At 62.6% G+C, this 16,472-nt stretch carries 10 protein-coding genes; 5 read left to right on the top strand and 5 right to left on the bottom strand.

What is annotated here, in order from left to right; all coding sequences use genetic code 11:
- Positions 1-3: 3 nt before the first annotated feature.
- The 3 genes from recD to recC are packed head-to-tail and all read right to left on the bottom strand — an operon-like array spanning position 4 to position 8,471.
- A complete protein-coding gene (gene recD, locus FEZ59_RS03930; protein WP_172932267.1) occupies positions 4-1,872 on the bottom strand; it encodes an exodeoxyribonuclease V subunit alpha in 1,869 nt (622 codons plus the stop codon).
- Positions 1,869-5,186 carry a UvrD-helicase domain-containing protein gene (locus FEZ59_RS03925; protein ID WP_172932266.1) on the bottom strand — a complete coding sequence of 1,106 codons (3,318 nt, stop codon included), beginning with the start codon at positions 5,184-5,186 and terminating at the stop codon, positions 1,869-1,871. The genes recD and FEZ59_RS03925 overlap by 4 nt, the downstream gene beginning before the upstream one ends.
- A gap of 3 nt (positions 5,187-5,189) precedes the next feature.
- On the bottom strand, positions 5,190-8,471 hold the full coding sequence (gene recC, locus FEZ59_RS03920; protein ID WP_172932265.1) for an exodeoxyribonuclease V subunit gamma: 3,282 nt from the start codon (positions 8,469-8,471) through the stop codon (positions 5,190-5,192).
- 97 nt (positions 8,472-8,568) lie between these two features.
- Between recC and FEZ59_RS03915 the strand changes: the two genes are divergently transcribed.
- The 4 genes from FEZ59_RS03915 to FEZ59_RS03900 all read left to right on the top strand — a co-directional run bounded on the left by FEZ59_RS03915 (position 8,569) and on the right by FEZ59_RS03900 (position 12,184).
- Positions 8,569-9,402, top strand: a complete 834-nt coding sequence (locus tag FEZ59_RS03915; RefSeq protein WP_020906250.1) for an ABC transporter ATP-binding protein — start codon at positions 8,569-8,571, stop codon at positions 9,400-9,402.
- Positions 9,399-10,229, top strand: coding sequence for an ABC transporter permease subunit (locus FEZ59_RS03910; protein WP_003945560.1), 831 nt, complete (start codon positions 9,399-9,401; stop codon positions 10,227-10,229). The genes FEZ59_RS03915 and FEZ59_RS03910 overlap by 4 nt, the downstream gene beginning before the upstream one ends.
- Complete coding sequence (locus FEZ59_RS03905) at positions 10,226-11,023, top strand: ABC transporter permease subunit (protein ID WP_172932264.1); 798 nt, start codon at positions 10,226-10,228, stop codon at positions 11,021-11,023. The genes FEZ59_RS03910 and FEZ59_RS03905 overlap by 4 nt, the downstream gene beginning before the upstream one ends.
- Before the next feature lie 78 nt (positions 11,024-11,101).
- Complete coding sequence (locus FEZ59_RS03900) at positions 11,102-12,184, top strand: ABC transporter substrate-binding protein (protein ID WP_070385860.1); 1,083 nt, start codon at positions 11,102-11,104, stop codon at positions 12,182-12,184.
- Between the two features lie 89 nt (positions 12,185-12,273).
- Here FEZ59_RS03900 and FEZ59_RS03895 read toward each other — a convergent pair whose 3' ends face one another.
- Together FEZ59_RS03895 and FEZ59_RS03890 are read right to left on the bottom strand one after the other, a co-directional pair.
- The gene (locus FEZ59_RS03895) at positions 12,274-13,287 is read right to left on the bottom strand and encodes a hemolysin family protein (RefSeq protein ID WP_172932263.1); all 1,014 of its coding nucleotides are present in this window, start codon (positions 13,285-13,287) and stop codon (positions 12,274-12,276) included.
- The gene (locus tag FEZ59_RS03890) at positions 13,284-14,669 is read right to left on the bottom strand and encodes a hemolysin family protein (RefSeq protein ID WP_113682128.1); all 1,386 of its coding nucleotides are present in this window, start codon (positions 14,667-14,669) and stop codon (positions 13,284-13,286) included. The genes FEZ59_RS03895 and FEZ59_RS03890 overlap by 4 nt, the downstream gene beginning before the upstream one ends.
- 466 nt (positions 14,670-15,135) lie before the next feature.
- On the opposite strand from FEZ59_RS03890, the gene FEZ59_RS03885 reads away from it, so the two are divergent.
- Complete coding sequence (locus FEZ59_RS03885) at positions 15,136-16,470, top strand: lipase family protein (protein WP_020968441.1); 1,335 nt, start codon at positions 15,136-15,138, stop codon at positions 16,468-16,470.
- The last annotated feature ends 2 nt before the right edge of the window (positions 16,471-16,472 follow it).

Below are 16,472 nucleotides of genomic sequence, written 5' to 3'. Positions count from 1 at the left end.
CTTTCACGGCCCGTCGTACGGACGGATCTCCCGACGCAGCCCACTTGCCCTGAGCACCTGTCGCTGAACTCCCGCCCTCACGGAATCCTCGGTGCCGATTACCCTCACATGGTTTCTGGCGCGAGTGATCGCCGTGTACAACAACTCCCGGGTGAGCAGTGACGACGCCTCGGCCGGCAGCATCACCGATACCGTGTCGTACTGGCTGCCCTGGCTCCGGTGAATCGTCATCGCGTAAACGGTCTGCACCGACGAGAGTTGGCTCGGGTGAATCAGAAACGCATCACTCCCCCGCTGGAATGCAGCAATAGGAACGCCATCCTCACGCTGCACGATCACCCCGGCATCCCCGTTGTAGATCTTGGCCTCGTAGTCGTTGGCCGTCACCAACAGGGGTTGGCCCGGATACCACCTCGTCGGGTCCAGGAATTGCCCTGATGCCGTGCCGACCCACTCCATCGCCTGCTGCGCCCACCGCCCGACACCGTACGGTCCGTCACGGTGCGCGCACAAAAGACGGTGCGATTCCAGTCCTTTCAGGGCGCCGATCGCATCACCCTCCTCGGCCGACCTCGTCACCACCTCTGAACTCACAACGATATCGGCGCGCAATGCGTCAACATCCTCGGGAGAGTGGAAGGAGACGGCGGGATCGCCACTACGCAGGATACGCAGAACCTCAGCGGAATCTCCCGCTCGCACTGCCCTGGCCAACGACGCGATGGTTCCGTCGAAGCGGCGCCCGCGTGAGAGTTGAATAATCCCGCCCCGCAGACGATCCTGCTCGTCCACACTCAGGGACTCTTCGGAACCGGTGGCCGTGAGGTCGTCACCCACCAACTGTGTCAGCGCCGGATTTCCACTGACTTCTACCGGGCGGGCGACAAGATCAGCAAGAACAGCGCCGGCGTCGACTGAGGTCAACTGATCGGGATCGCCGACGAGCAGTAGCCGGGCATCGGGGCGAACCGCTTCGAGCAGGCGCGCCATCAAGGTGAGGGAGACCATCGACGTCTCGTCGACGACGACCACGTCGTATGGAAGTCTGTTGGTCGCATTGTATTTGAAACGGCTCGAACTCCCCCGCTGCCAACCGAGCAGCCGGTGCAGGGTCATGGCCGCGAGTTCTTCGGGAAGGCCAAGGCTCGCGGTCTGCTCACGTACGGACTCTTGCAGACGTGCTGCGGCTTTGCCCGTCGGTGCGGCCAGCCCGATGCGAGCATTCAAACCCAGCTCCTCCGACAGGAGAGCGAGAATACGTGCGACCGTATGGGTTTTGCCGGTTCCGGGCCCACCGGCGATGACCGTCGTCCACTGTGTCGCGGCAAGAGCAGCGGCTATCCGTTGACGATCAGGGCTGGTGGTCGGCCCGTTCTCGTCGACGAACAGCGAATCCAGGCGCGTTCGGACCGCTTTCAGGTCGGCGGGCGGCCACGTGGACGCACGCTCGTCGAGCACTCGCCGAATCGTCTGCTCCTGCAGAAAGTACCGATCGAGGTAGAGAAGCTCACCGTCGTCTGTGTCGACCAACCGGAGGGGCCTGAGCGGTCCGGCGTTGCCGCCGATCACCAGAGGGCTCAGGCGAAGGGCGGCAACGATCTCCGACGGTTCGGGCCACGGCAACGACGTAAGTTCGTCTTCCGTCGCATTGTCGACGCTCACATCGCGCATCCGTCGTAGATCGAGGCACACCGAACCTGATCGCACGGCCCGAACTGCCAACGCCGCGGCCAGCATCACTTCTTCGGAAGTTTCACCGCCCAGGCTGCACACTCTCGTCGCGACATGAACGTCGGCGGCAACCAGAACCCCGGCTTCGTTGAAGATTCGCACGATCCCTTTGGCGCGCTGCGCCAATTGCGCCTCGGTCATCGAATCTTCTCCCCTACTGTGTGGGACGCATCAAGACCGGCCAGCAGATCCGATAGTTCAACCGTCAGCTGAGCAGGCGGTTTCCATTCGAATACACCACATTCCGGCGGACTGTCCGGGCCGAGCATCCCCCGCACGAATTGATACTGCGCGCCTCCGAGATGGTGATGCGGATCGTAGTCGGGCAGTCGCCACCGCAGATATCGATGCAGCGCAACCGAATACAGCAGTGCCTGCAAGGGATAGTGCGAGCGCATCATCTCCGTCGCCATGAGTTCGCGCGTGTAGTTGGCAGCCGTCAGATCGCCGCGGCCCAGCCGATTTGTCTTGTAGTCGACGATCACGAACGACGGGCCCGGGATCCGCAAGACGGCGTCGATACTGCCCGTCAGGAACCCGCGCATCGGTGACGTCTCGACACGGTCAAGATGGTCGGCGTACGACGCCAGAATGTCGTCCGGGGGAAGGTGGCGCCTCAACAGTTCCGACACTCCGCGAAGTGTGACACTCATCGACACCGGATCGTCGCCACCGGCCAGTGGGAGTTCGAAATCGAGTTCGGGAAGACGATCTTTCGGCGCGATCGTGGCCAAGGTTCCGAATCCCAGTGGAGTCTGCATCACCAGCAACAATGCATCCGCGAGTGCTTCGGAGTCGACCTCGGCCGCCCGAACCGAGACCGCCTCGGCGCAGCGTATACGGAGTTCCGCTCTCAGGTCTGAAGCAGCCGTATCCACCACCTCGAGCACTTCATGCACCAGCGTGCCGAATGCGGCGCCCGCCGGAAGACCGTTCATCGGTGAAGGCAACGCCTCCAGCGGCGAGGGGGTGACGGTCCCGACGTCTACGGAATCCTCCGGCTCGTCGTCCTTTTCGGGATCCTCTACCTCACTGTCGGTGCTCGTGACCGCGTGGTGAGCTCCGGCGGTCAGTGCCGAGTACGACGTACGACGCCAGAGAGTGTCCAGGTCTCGATCGAAACGCGCCGCGGCCAGTTCGGTCACGTTCGCGGCTGCACCGGACCACTGGACGGGCGAGGGTGGATGTGGACCAACAGGTTCCACCGAGATCACATCGGAAGCTGCTGCCGGCCACGTCGCGAGTCGTGCTGCGGTTGTACCGTCGTCGAGCACCTTCACTACCCGAGCAGGTTCGGCGATGCCGGGTGTACGTCCGAGCATCAAGCGGTGCAGTGGCGAGCGGGAGGTCCCGTAGCTTGGCGCCCACCAGAGCACTAGTTGGCACTGCGCCCGGGTCAGCGCCACGTACAGCAGCCGCAGTTCTTCGCCTGCTTCTTCAGCCTCCGCAACAGTCTTTCTGGCGTTGTGCCCCGGGCCTTCCTGCCCGCCGACGTCGAGGATGCGGCGCCCATCCGGATCGTGCAACAACTGCGTCGGAGAGTTGAAGCCGCCTACGCTCTCCCAACTGAACGGGACGTAGACGATCGGGAATTCGAGCCCTTTGGTGGCGTGCACGGTTGCGATTTGTACAGCGGCAGCATCGCTGTCGAGGCGACGGCTTCTGTCGGTTGCGCTCCCGGACGTCGGGTCCTTGATCCGATCGGAGAGCCAGCGAACCAATGCGCTCAACCCGAACGCTTCCTCGGTGGCGACGCGGCCGAGAAGTTGTGCGACGTGCCGCAGATCGGTGAAATCTCGTTCGCCGGACGGGGCCGCGAGTACACGCTTCTCCAGATTCGTTTCGGCGGAGATCCTTTCGAACACGGCTGCGAACCCGACGCGTGCGAACAACCCGGAGTATGAGCGCAGTTGACCCGCGAGTTCCGCGACGACGTTGTCGCCGTCGAGGTCCAATTCTTCGGCGGTGCGCCCGAAAATCGGAGAGAGGGCGGTCAACCGGACGCGATCAGACCGGTGCGGCTGCTCGATCGCCTGCAGCAGCCATAGCCACTGTGTTGCGCTGGGTGTCGCGAAAACACTGGAACCGCCGGTCAACACGGACGGTACACCTACGGCATCGAGGGCATCGCGAATCATCGCCACCTGCTTGTGGGTGCGCACCAATACCGCGACGTCTCCCGGCTCGACCGGGCGCGGATCACCGTCGACTGCCAAGCGGGCATCGCTGCCCAGCAGTCCGACCACGTCTGCTGCGACGTCGTCGGCGACGCGACTGCGAAGTCTGCCTACGGCCGGAAATCCCGAACGATTGAGCGGTCCGGCTCCGGTACGCGCCAGATGGCGTACACGCATCGGCACCGGGCCGGACAACCGAGACTTCTTGTGCGAAGCCTCTACTGGATGCGCGACGATGCCCTCGTTACCCAGTGCGGCGCCGCCGTAGAGGTGTTCGAGTGCCGCCAACAACCCTGGATCGCTGCGCCAATTGGTGGTCAACTCCTGGTGCGCATCCGCCTGATTGACCGCATCGAGATAACTCAGGACTTCTGCCCCGCGGAACGCATAGATGGCTTGTTTGGGATCACCGACCAGGACCAGGGTGGTGTGACCGTGGAAGGCCAACCGCAGAATGTCCCACTGCAACGGATCGGTGTCCTGGAACTCGTCGATCAGCACGACCTTGAACTTCTCGCGCACCCGACGGCACGCGACGGGGCCGTATTCCGGATCCGTCAACACGCCGTGCAGCAGCGTCAGGAGATCGTTGAAGTCGCGAATTCCTTTGGTCCGCTTACGTCGTTCAACCTCGAGACGAGCAGCCGCCGCGAACAGGACTCGCTGACCGGGAGCGGTCTCCTCCTCGCCGTCGGGTTCGAGAATTGCCTGGCCATCGCCGACTGCGCTTCGGGCAATGGCCAGCGCGTCCTTCGTGGAAAACGGTGGAGACGAGTCCGTCCGGCTGTAGCGGCTGAGGTACAAATCCGAGACGACCTCACTGATCAGGTCGTCGACCGACTCCACAAAAGTTGTGTCGGGTTCGCGTTCCCCGGCGATGCCGAGTCCGTCGAGCATCCTCTGACAGAATCTGTGGGTGGTCGTGATGGTGCCGGCGTCGAACTCCGCGAGAGCGCGCAGGAGTCGACGACGCCGCACGCCGATCTCCTCGTCGTCAGCTGTCGCGAGGTACGCCACCAGATCATCATCCGACCGCCTCGCCGCCTCCGGGTCGACCAGAGCGGCGGACACTCCGGCAAACCTCTCCCTGGCACGCTCACGAAGTTCCTGAGTGGCGGCCCGGCTGAATGTCACCAGCAGAACTTGCGAAATGTCAGCGAGACCTTCGGCAACACAACGGGTTGCGAGTCCGACGATCGCGTAGGTCTTGCCAGTTCCGGCGCTCGCTTCCAACACCGTGGTGCCGGTCGGTAGTGGCCCCAAAAGGTCGAAGTCCACGGGTTACTCCGCTCTTTCGTTGGTCAGCAACGGATCCCACAGTCGTCGGGCGAGAACTCCGAATCGAGTCGGTTCCTCGGCCCAGACGAATTCGTCGTCCGACGGCGGATCCGCAGCCAACTCCGCCAGTGTTCGAGCTTCTCCGAAAACGTAAGCGTTGCTCGGATCGATCATCTCGCCGTACTGCCCGGTCCACTGGGTGTCCGCACCGTTTGTCGCATCGTCGACCGACTCGCCACCAAAGCGTCGGCGCGCGTATTCGGCTGAAGTAGCGGCCCACATCGGCAACGGACGCTGCAGCCCCCGCTCGCGTAGGTCCACCAGTTGCTGCAGGATCTCGGCCGCATTGCCTGGCGCATCGAGCACCGACCGTGCCGCTGCTATCTTTCCCCGGCCCCGTCCGATGGAGACTGCATCGAGCGCACCGGGCCGTCCGTGTGCTTTCAAGGCGAGCAGGTTGATCCAGGCCGTCATCCGATGTTTAGGCGCCAGTGAGGAATACGACGCCCGCACTACTGAATTGCCGTGCACACCGGTTACCGTTCCGGTGAGACGATGCCCGTCACCGAGGTCGATGTCGACGTCGACAGCCTCGGAGTCGCCCTCGAGGTGTGGCAATGCAAGACCGGCAAGTTGGTCTACCACCCACTCGACGTTGCCCAGAACCGAGGCGCCCAGGTTGTAGGGCGGCAAAGTACCGCGGCGCCACTCGGCTGCACGGAAATCCGCCGAGCTGCGTCCAGCCAAGCGCGAGAGAAGCATCCGGTCACCCAGAGCCCAGGTGGACAGTGGATCGAGCTCGGTTGCCAGCGAATCCGCGATGTCGTCGTCGAGTTCCGGTACCCGGACGCCGAGGCGTTGGCGCAGAAAACCACGGGCGGGGTGTACGAGGAAGTTCACCAGGTCGGCAAGGTTCACTTCCTTCGGATGCACCTCGAGTAGCTTGGCCGACAAGACTGTCGGCAATTCGATCGGCGTTCCGGCAGCAGCCCTGGCACCGGCCAGCGCTGCCGTGTCGAAGCTGAACGGCTGATCCGGCGAGAAGTTTCGATTGTCGAACGACTGCAACGGGTGTCGAGTCAGCACCCCGTTGATCGCTTCCGGGCCCACAGTCGCACTGAGTACGTCGAGGAGGCCACTGAGGGGGATCGCCGGCGGTCTGACGACACCGGTGACCGGATCGGCACCGGTATACAACAGAATCAGATGCTCACCCGCAGACATCACGGCATCGAGAAGCAGTTGCCGGTCTTCACTGCGCAGATCACGCTCCCCCACAACGGGATCACGGGACAAGATGTCGTCGCCGTCGACTCCACCGGTTCGAGGGAACACCTCGTCGTCGAGTCCGATCAGCACGACCACGCGATGCGGTACCGAACGCATCGGAACCATCGTGCACACCGTCAGTTCGCCGGTTCGGAAGTTGGCACGCGTAGGTCTGCCCGCGAGGCTGCGCGAGAGCATCGCGCGAACATCGGCCAGACGTAACACCGTCTCTCCGCCGAATTCGACAGCAGCTACCAGTTCGCGGTGGGCCCCCGCGCTCTGCCAGGAATCGGCGGGCGCAGTGTCGGTCAGTAGATCCAGGGCCCGCATCAGCACACGAAGCCATTCGGCCGGCGAATGTGGGCCGGCAAGATCGCGAAGCGAGACGGCCAGGCGATCGACGAACTCTGCGAAACGTCCAGTCAGGTCGATGTCTGTGCCGTCCACGTCATCGAGTGGTAGCGCGAGATCCAGCCAGGCATTTTCCGATTCGTCCGCGCTGACCCCCAACAAGATTCGGTCCATGGCGGTGTTGAAGGTGTTCTGCGGAAATGCGTCGAGACCGAACGTGGCACGCTGCCGACTACCGATTCCCCAGCGAGCACCCGCTTCCGTCGTCCATTCCCGCAGTCTTTCCAATTCGTCGTCGCCCCACGAAAAACGTGTGCGGACAGGATCAGCCGCTGCCAGGTCGAGAACCTCACTGGCTGTGGCCCGGCCGTCGGCCAAGTCGAGGAGAGAGCCGAGAACGGCCAGGACAGGGTTAGTCTGACGTAATCCGCGGTCTGCCAGCCTTACTCGAAGAAGGTGCCCCGGGTGGCCATGGACGCCTTGCCCGAATGCAGCACGAACCAAGGGTGCGTACGTTTCGACGTCCGGGCACATCACGAGTACGTCGCGCGGCTGCAATGTCGGGTCGTCCTCGAACAATCGGAGCAGACATTCGCGGAGCACCTCGACCTGCCGTGCCGGCCCGTGGCAAGCGTGGACCTGAACTGTCCCATCCGGTTCCGCTGCAACGCTGGGAGCACGATCTGCGATGACATCGGCCTTGACTGTCGCCAGGAGGGATTTCGGGCCGGCTGGTTCGGGAAGATGCACCGACTCGAACTCGGCGGCACCGAGGCTGATCTGAAGTTCACGAACGTCGCGAGCAAGACTCGACAGCAACGGATTGGCGGATATCAGCGCTGACCCGTCTTCCGAACGTCGGATCGTGCTCTCACTTCGAGGCTGCATGCGCGAGCTCATCTTGGTCCACAGCGCGGGGCTGGGATGCGGGAGCCAGATGTGCACGTCTCGATTCGCACTGAGTGCGCTCAAGATCATTCGCTGATCGACCGGCAGCCGGGTCGGTCCGAAGACCGACAGGCGTTCCGGTAGGTCGACCAAGGCCGGGTCCTCGACCAGCGCGCGGCTCACTTGCCCCAGTCGCTCTGCGGGCCCCGGAACGTCGATCTTGTCCGCGACGATGCACCACAGACGTGCCTGCCATTCGAAATCCTCCGACAGCGCCAATCCGTGTCCGTCGGTCAACCGCCCGGCGGCCCAGTCGATCAGCATCTGCGGGCGTTGCGCGGCATAACTGCGGAAGAGTTCGGTGACATGTGTGGCGGAGGCAAACCGTCGACCTTCACGATGGCCTTCGAGATGTTTCGCCAGGACTCCGCACCAGGGCTCGCCGAGGGACTCGTCGATCACGTCGAGAACCGTCCACACCAATCGCGTCGGCGACCATGGGTCGTCGTCAGCCGTGATTCCACTGACCGCGGCCACGGACTCCGCGACCAGGCGCGCGGGTGAAGGAAACGCGATGTTCGCAGAAATTCCGTCCACTGCTGACGGTCCGGACGTGCCTAGCTGGGAGGACAGCCGCTGATTGAGCCAACGCTCGACGCCCTTGGCCGGCACCGCAACAGTTTCCCGGGCGAATGGATCCGACAGCGGTGTACGGAGGAGCGTGGCCAACGCCGAGACCAAGGTGTCCGAACGCTCGGCCCGGTACAACTTCAGCAATCTTCGCTCCCCTCACTCCGTCCAGACGTCCATCTCACCACGGCGCTGTGACAGGAGACGCCGAACCAGCCTCACGCAGCGGTGACGCGCAGGCAACATGACCGCAACCGGACGTTCGTACTGTGCGGGAATGACCAGTCCCGTCACCACACCTCGCCCCGCTGGAACCGGTCTCGACATCTCCGGCCTCGGCAAGACCTTCGAGATGGGTCGTCGGTCGGTGACCGCGCTGACCGACGTGTCCCTTCAAACCAGCGAAGGCTCCTTTCTGTCTCTGCTCGGGCCGTCCGGATGCGGGAAGTCCACCGTTCTCCGCATCCTTGCGGGCCTCGACACTCCGACGTCGGGAACAGCACTTGTCAACGGACAGTCGCCCGCCGAGTTACGCAAGCGCCGCGAACTCGGAATCGCCTTCCAGGATTCGGCTTTGCTGCCGTGGCGGACGGTGACCTCCAACATCAAACTGCCGCTTCAGGTTGCCGGCATCGATCCCGACCCCGACCAGATCGCCGACCTGATCGCTCTCGTCGGCCTCGAAGGATTCGAGAAGGCCAAGCCCGCTCAATTGTCCGGCGGTATGCGTCAGCGTGTGTCGATCGCACGATCGCTCGTGGTCAAGCCGAGTGTCCTCCTACTCGACGAACCCTTCGGCGCGCTGGACGACATGACCCGACAACGACTTAATATCGAATTGCTCAGGATCTGGACCGAGAAACCGGCGACCACGTTGATGGTGACTCACGGAATCGCCGAAGCCGTGTTCCTCTCCGACGTCGTCGCCGTCATGACGCCGAGGCCCGGACGCGTCCTCGAAGTCGTGCCGATCGACCTGCCGCGCCCGCGCACTCCCGAGATGATGCGTACACCCGAGTTCCACGAGATCCACGACTACCTCTCCGGACTGCTCTTCGGAAAAGCAGGCGTCGCATGACAATTACCGATATCGAGAACGTCGCGACCGCGGCCGCGCAGCCATCTGTACCGCGCCGGATCCGATTGAAGCGTCCAACGTGGTTCGGCGGTGCAGTTGGCATCTGCGGACTGATCGCTCTCTGGTGGATTCTGGCGGCGGCCGGTGTTGCGGGAGGTACGATTCCGACGCCGTGGGTGGTTGTTTCGACGATGTTCGACGACGGTTGGTCGCTCTACGGACCCAATTTCACCGTCACGGCTTCCGGTGCGCTGCAGGGCTTTCTCTGGGGAAATCTGCTGGCGATCACGCTTGCCGTGCTTGTCGTCCTCATTCCGCCCATCGAGGGATTGGCCACACAATTGGCGATCCTGAGCTACTGCACACCGCTGTTGGCGCTTGGCCCAATCATCCTGGTCGTCTTCGGCGGCCGGACCCCCACGATCTTTCTCGCCGCGATGTACTGCTTCTTCACCACGATGGTCGGCACACTCGCAGGCCTGAGATCGGCAGACAAGACGAGCCTCGATCTCGTTGCCGCCTACGGCGGTGGGCGTTGGCAGAAGTTCACCAAAGTTCAACTGGTGAGCGCACTTCCGAGCACCTTTGCCGCCCTCAAGATTGCTGCGCCCTCGGCTGTACTCGGAGCCATCCTCGGAGAGTATCTCGGCGGGGTGGACAGCGGGATCGGCGTCGCACTCACGGCCGCTCAGACGTCGTACAACGTCCCGCGAACGTGGGGAATGGCCATCGCCGCCGCATTGCTCGCCGGCCTGGGATACGCCGTCGTCGCAGCGATCGCCCGGCTCGTCACCCCGTGGACGAGCGCTCCGGGAGCACAGAAATGACCGCGGTACGAGGAACATTGAGATTCCTCGCTCCGATTGCCATCGCCTCGGCACTGTTGCTTGTCATCTGGGTGGTCTTCCTCAACGCCTTCCCCCAGGTCGGCCCGCGTGTGGGAAAGACGCCGGCCGACGTCTGGGAGTACCTGTTCTCCGGCCCAAAATCCGCCGACGCTCGTTCGGGCATCATCGACAACCTGTTCATCACTCTGCGCGACGCCGGTGTCGGCTTTGCCGTCGGAATGACTGCCGCGCTCGTGGTGGCATCGATCTTCGTCGTTTCCCGCACTGTCGAACAGACTTTCATGCCCGTTGCAATGCTTCTACGATCTGTTCCTCTCGTTGCGATGACCCCGATCATCGTCCTGATATTCGGCCGCGGAATCGTGGGTGTGACGGTCATGGTTGCGATAGTGGTGTTCTTCCCAGCCCTCGTCATGATCATGGTCGGTCTACGTGCCGCTCCGGCTCAGGCACAAGACCTCATAGCTGCGTACGGTGGGAGTCGTTGGACCGCATTGCGAATGGTGTCCGTACCGTCCGCACTTCCGGCGGTGTTCGCCGCCGCTAGGGTGTCAGTGCCCGGCGCTTTGATCGGAGCACTGATCGGCGAATGGCTCGGTAGCGGTCAAGGCTTGGGTTCGAGCATGATCAAAGCCATTCCGCGCTACCAGTACAACGAATTGTGGGCATCTATCGTGGTGATCACCGTGGTGTCGATCGTCCTCTACGCCGTGGTCGGGGTCTTCGAAAGCATCGCTCTGTCTCGCTTCGGTCCTTCGGCGGGCAAGTCGTGACATCTGTTAACACGACCTCAACAAACTCTCTCTCCCAAGCAAACTGAACGAAACCGACTGGCCCTAGTGTTCCGATTCATGACGCCATTCAAGCCCGTCCGCCAGCTGGACCGCAGGGCCTTCTTCCGCTACTCCGCGCTGACCGGCATCGCAGTCGCCGGTAGTGCGTCATTGCTCGCGTGTAGCAGTGACTCCAGCAGTTCGAGTGGCGGAACCACGGACGACGGTTCCGAATTCGGAACAGTTGCAGTGCAGTTGTCCTGGATCAAGAACATCGAGTTCGCCGGTGAGTACTTCGCTCTCGACAAGGGCTACTACAAGGATGCAGGGTTCGGGAATGTAGACCTGGTGGCAGGTGGCGCAGCCGGTACCGGCGTCGAAGCCGGCTTGGACACCGGCAAGGTGTGGATCGGAATGTCCGCACCGCAGCTCACAGCCCCCGCTGTGCTCGATGGACTGGAGGCAAGGATCGTCGGGGCGACGTTCCAGAAGAATCCGTTTGCGATTGTCAGTTCCGCTGCGGCACCGATCAACTCACCGCAGGACATGATCGGCAAGAAGATCGGCGTCCAGGATTCCAATCAGCTCGTCTTCGGAGCTCTCCTGGCAGCAAACGGCCTGACCGAAAGCCAGATGACGATCGTGCCCGCGCAGTTCGATCCGAGCCCCCTGGCAAACGGCGAGGTGGACGGCTGGGTCTCCTACGTGACCAACGAGCCGATCACACTGGCCGCCAAAGGTTTCCCCAACGCCCACTTCCTCTTCGCGGACTACAACTTGCCGTTGGTCGCCGAATCGTTCACGGTTCTCCAGTCCACCATCGACAACGAGAGGGACAAGCTCAAGGCATTCCTGAAGGCCGAGATCCAGGGATGGAAGGATGCGGTCGCTGATCCGGCAGAGTCGGCACGGCTTGCCGTCGAGGTCTACGGCAAGGACCAGAACCTGGAACTCGAAGAGCAGATCAAGGAAGCCACCGCACAGAACGATCTTGTGGTGTCGGCAGATACCAAAGCAAACGGGTTGTTCACGATGACACCCCAACTGATCGAACAGAACATCGCGGCACTGTCGAAAGCGGGGCTGGAGATTACGGCGGACCAACTGTTCGACATGTCGATCCTCGAAGAGGTGTACGCCGAGAATCCGGAGTTGATCTGAACACCGGTCGTTGGGCACGACGATCTGGTCGTTCCTTTCGAGCATCGCTTCGAGCAACCTGAGATCTGATCGTCGTGCCCAAGCCCGAGTCAGATTGCTGGTTCGGACCGCGGGAACAATCGCGAGAGAACATCGGAGAGAGTGATGATGCCGACCGTTGTTCGTTCGTCTGTGACTACGGCGAGGTGATTTCGGCTCTCCCTCATCGAGGCGAGTGCGAGGTGGACGGGGGTATCGGACGCAAGGGTGAACGCCGGTCGCATGATGTCCTCGGCGCGGGTGTGGTCGGGTTGGAGCAGGGTGTCGCGAACGTGCACGATCCCGAGAGGAACACCGTTGTCGCGAACGAGGATTCGTAGGTGCCCTGATTGTTTCGATACCGATCGAACGTGGTTCATGGTCGCGGATGTGGTGACGGAGGTCGGAGCTTTGTTGCTCGGAAGCAGATCGCGGACGGTCAGGGTCTGCATGTCGAGGGCGCCGGAGAGTTGCGCGGAGTATCCGGCGTCGAGGGCTCCGACGTTGGTGGAGTGCTCGACCAGGTGCCGCAAGGCGTCGGGGTCCTGGCCGCTGCCGACGTGATCGACCGGTTGCACACCGACTTTGACCAGAAGCCAGTTGGCCATCGAGTTCAGCGATTGCAGTAGAGGCCGGGTGATCCACATGAATCCGCGCATCGGGATGGCGAGCAGTGTGGCGGATTTCTCGGGGTGGGCGATCGCCCAGGATTTCGGTGCCATTTCACCGACGACCAGATGCAGGAAAGTCACGATGATCAGCGCGAGAACGAAACCGGCGACGTCGGCGATCCACAGCGGCATACCCCAATTCGAGAAGGCAGGGGTGAGCCAGTGGTGGACGGCGGGTTTGGTGATCGCGCCGAGTGCGAGGGTGCAGACGGTGATGCCGAGTTGGGAGCCGGCGAGGAGCACGGTCAGCTCGGAGGCGCTGCGCAGAGCGGCTCGGGCGGAGCGGCTGTTGGGGGCGGCGTCTTCGAGGCGGTGCCGTTTGGCGGAAATGAGGGCGAATTCGACGGCGACGAAGAAGGCGCTCAATGCGATGAGGCCGACGGTGATCGCAATGACGATCCAGGGATTGCTCATCGGTTCTCCTCCGCGGCTTCAGTCCCGGCCATCTCGGTGGGGTCGAGGCGTAGTCGTAGTGATGCCGGGACGTGCCGCTCGACGGACAGGACATCGATGACCAGTGAATGTCGGGGTTGTTCGCCGTCGGAAATCAGGTCGGCGGGATCAGGTGGCAATTCGACGCGGATTCGGGTCCCTTCGGCCGGAAGTTCGCCATGATGAGCGATGGTGAAGCCGGCGATCGTCTCGTAGTCACCGCTCGGGAGGTCGTGTCCGATGGTGCGTTCGATCTCGTCGAGGTGCACGCCACCGTCGACGGTCCACGATCCGTCCTCGCTGGGTAGTTCGAGTGGCAGATCGGGGTCGTGTTCGTCGGTGATTTCGCCGACGAGTTCTTCGGCGATGTCCTCGAGGGTGATAATTCCGGCGAATCCACCGTATTCGTCGATGACGCAAGCGAGTTGGTTCTTGCTGTCGGTGAGTTCGGCCAGGGCCTTCGGCAGGGGAAGTGTGGTCGGGAAGATCAGGGCGGAGCGGGTGAGTGCGCGCACGGTCAGATCAGTGGTCGGTGTCAGGCCGAGAACATCCTGGAGGTGGATGACGCCGACGATGTCCTCGGAATCTGCTCCCACGACGGGATATCTGGAGTGCCCTCGCCCCATGAGAGTGATGACGTGGTCGAGGGAGTCGTCAGCGCGGACGGTGTCGACATGGGTGCGCGGGATCATCGCGTGCTCCACCGGACGAGTGGGGAAATCGAGAATACGATCGAGCATCGTCGACAACTCGGGCGGCAGAGTCCCAGTTTCGCGGGATTCGGCGACGATGTGCTCGAGGTCGCGGGCGGAGGCGGAGTGTTCGACGTCGTGCACCGGCTCGATCTTCAGGGCACGAAGTAGCAGGTTCGACGCTTGGTCGAAGATCCAGATCAGCCAGCCGAACAGTTTCAGATAGAGGGTGGTCGAGCGAGCTAGCCACCGGGCCACCGGTTCGGGACGGGCGATGGCCAGGTTCTTCGGAAAGAGCTCACCGAAGAGCATCTGGACCAGAGTGGAGAACAGCAAAGCCAGCACGGCACCGATCGCGAGCCCGACGGCGGTGGGAATGCCGATGCCACCGAAGATCGTTCCCAGCGATTCACCGATGAGAGGTTCGGCGACGTAACCGACGAGCAGACCGGTGACGGTGATGCCCAGCTGGGCGCCGGAAAGCATGAACGAGGTGCGTCGCGTCACCGCCAGAGCCCGCTGCGCCCCCAAATCGCCGGCCTGGGCGAGTGAATTGAGCCGGGATCGGTCCACGGCCATGTAGGCGAACTCTTGGGCAACGAAGTAGCCGGTCACTGCGGTGATCAGCAGAACGACCAGCACACCGAGCAGCAGTGTCAGGGCGATCATCATGAGCCGGACACCTCGCCATCACATGCGTTCACGTAGTGCGGTGTGTCCGGCCTGGGTCTGTGGCTGTCCATGGGTCTCTCTGTCGATGCGAAAGAAGCCTTGTTCTTTACTCTACGTTTACCCTGCCGGGAAAGTTCCCACCGGCATACGTTTTCACCGAAAGTATTCGCTGCGAAGAGGGAAACGATGTGGCTACGAATAGAACATCGGTTCCCAGCATTTCCCCCCAGGGGACCGTAGATTGCCCTACTCGATACCGGGGCCTACGCGCATCGCGTCCTTCCTGGAGCGTCCCGCCAGCAATTCCTGTCCAGTCAGATGAAGCGCAGCCGATTCGATTGTGCACATGCACTAATAATTGCAATCACCGCTGGGATCGTGCCGAAGATTTCACACCGCGTCATGCGGTGTTCTTGTTCCAGACGCCTGGAGGCTTTCACCTCATGGCGATGACGCTGGAGGCTAAATGAGTAAGACGTGGTTGCGACACTCGACTGTGGCAATGATATCCGCGGTAGCTGTGCTGGTCGGTGCGAATACTGCGGCGGGTGATCCCACCGATATCGTATTTCCTCCGGACCAGAACCAGCTCCCACAACTGCCGTCCGAACCGCAACTCTACGATCAGCTGCCGATTCCGACCCCCTCGGAAGACCCCTGGTACAACGATCCGGAGGACCTCGCGTCCTATGCACCTGGTCAGATTGTGCGCACTCGGGAGGTGCAGACCCGGTTGGTCGGTATTCCGGTTCCCGTCTACACCAAGCAACTACTCTTCCGATCCAACGATGTCCACGACAATCCGATCGTGACAGCCACGACGGTCATCGTGCCAGGCATTCCGTGGCAGGGAAGTACCCGGCCGGTGGTCTCGTTCCAGGAGGCCATCGACTCCACCGATTCGTCCTGCAATCCGTCGCACACCTTGCAGGTCGGCACGATGAAGGAGTCCCCGCTCGTGGCCGGTTGGCTGGCGCAGGGCTTCGCCATCAACGTCCCCGACTTCGACGGCAAGTTCAACACGTTCAACACCTATGCCGAGGGCAAGATGGTGCTGGACAGCCTGCGCGCGGTGAAGAACGATGAGGGGCTGGGCCTGGCCGATCCCGGCATCGCGTTGTACGGATACTCCGGTGGCGGCTCGGGATCGATGCGCGCTGCCGAACTGCGTGCGACCTACGCGCCCGACGTACGGCTGCTGGGCACGGCCGCGGGCGCCACCCCAGGCAGCCTCACCGGCATCGCACGATATGCAGTGCAGCCGCACCCCGGACTCGCGGGAGCCGGAAATTTCACCATGTGGCTCGGGTTCGTAGCCTTGGCACGGGAATACCCGGACGTGTTCCGGCCTGAGGAATTGCTCACCGAGGAAGGCCAGCAATTGCTGCGCGATTTCCAATCTCGCTGTGTCATCACCATCGCGCCCTCAGGGGCTTACCGCCCACTCAGCGCATATTTCAAGCCAGGTAAATCGTTGGACACCGAACCTGCGGTCATGCAAGTGCTCGAAGAAAACAGTCTCGGCAAGCACATCCCGGACAGCCCGATCCTGTGGTGGCACGGCATCTGGGACGAGATCGTGCCACCCTCGACAGTGCTGCCGACAGTGAACAAGTACTGGGACAGCGGTGCCGACATGCGGTTCATCACCGTACCGTTGCCCGAGCACGGACTCAATGCCGTCACCGGTTGGGCTCCGGCGGTAGCGTGGACCAGCGCCGTACTGCGCGGCTTGTCCCCAGGTCCGAAGTTCAATCTCGGGTCCCCCGCCCCTCTGCCCGCAGGCTTCCCAGGAGCTTGAGC

Source organism: Rhodococcus sp. MS13 (assembly GCF_013277835.1).
Taxonomy (GTDB): domain Bacteria; phylum Actinomycetota; class Actinomycetes; order Mycobacteriales; family Mycobacteriaceae; genus Rhodococcus_F; species Rhodococcus_F erythropolis.
This window is presented reverse-complemented; position numbering and strand designations above follow the sequence as displayed.

Bases quoted from the DNA above. Each gene is read 5' to 3' on its own strand.
- recD (WP_172932267.1), bottom strand. From the start codon at position 1,872: ATGACCGAGGCGCAATTGGCGCAGCGCGCCAAAGGGATCGTGCGAATC.
- FEZ59_RS03915 (WP_020906250.1), top strand. From the start codon at position 8,569: ATGACCGCAACCGGACGTTCGTACTGTGCGGGAATGACCAGTCCCGTC.
- FEZ59_RS03910 (WP_003945560.1), top strand. From the start codon at position 9,399: ATGACAATTACCGATATCGAGAACGTCGCGACCGCGGCCGCGCAGCCA.
- FEZ59_RS03905 (WP_172932264.1), top strand. From the start codon at position 10,226: ATGACCGCGGTACGAGGAACATTGAGATTCCTCGCTCCGATTGCCATC.
- FEZ59_RS03900 (WP_070385860.1), top strand. From the start codon at position 11,102: ATGACGCCATTCAAGCCCGTCCGCCAGCTGGACCGCAGGGCCTTCTTC.
- FEZ59_RS03895 (WP_172932263.1), bottom strand. From the start codon at position 13,287: ATGAGCAATCCCTGGATCGTCATTGCGATCACCGTCGGCCTCATCGCA.
- FEZ59_RS03890 (WP_113682128.1), bottom strand. From the start codon at position 14,669: ATGATGATCGCCCTGACACTGCTGCTCGGTGTGCTGGTCGTTCTGCTG.
- FEZ59_RS03885 (WP_020968441.1), top strand. From the start codon at position 15,136: ATGAGTAAGACGTGGTTGCGACACTCGACTGTGGCAATGATATCCGCG.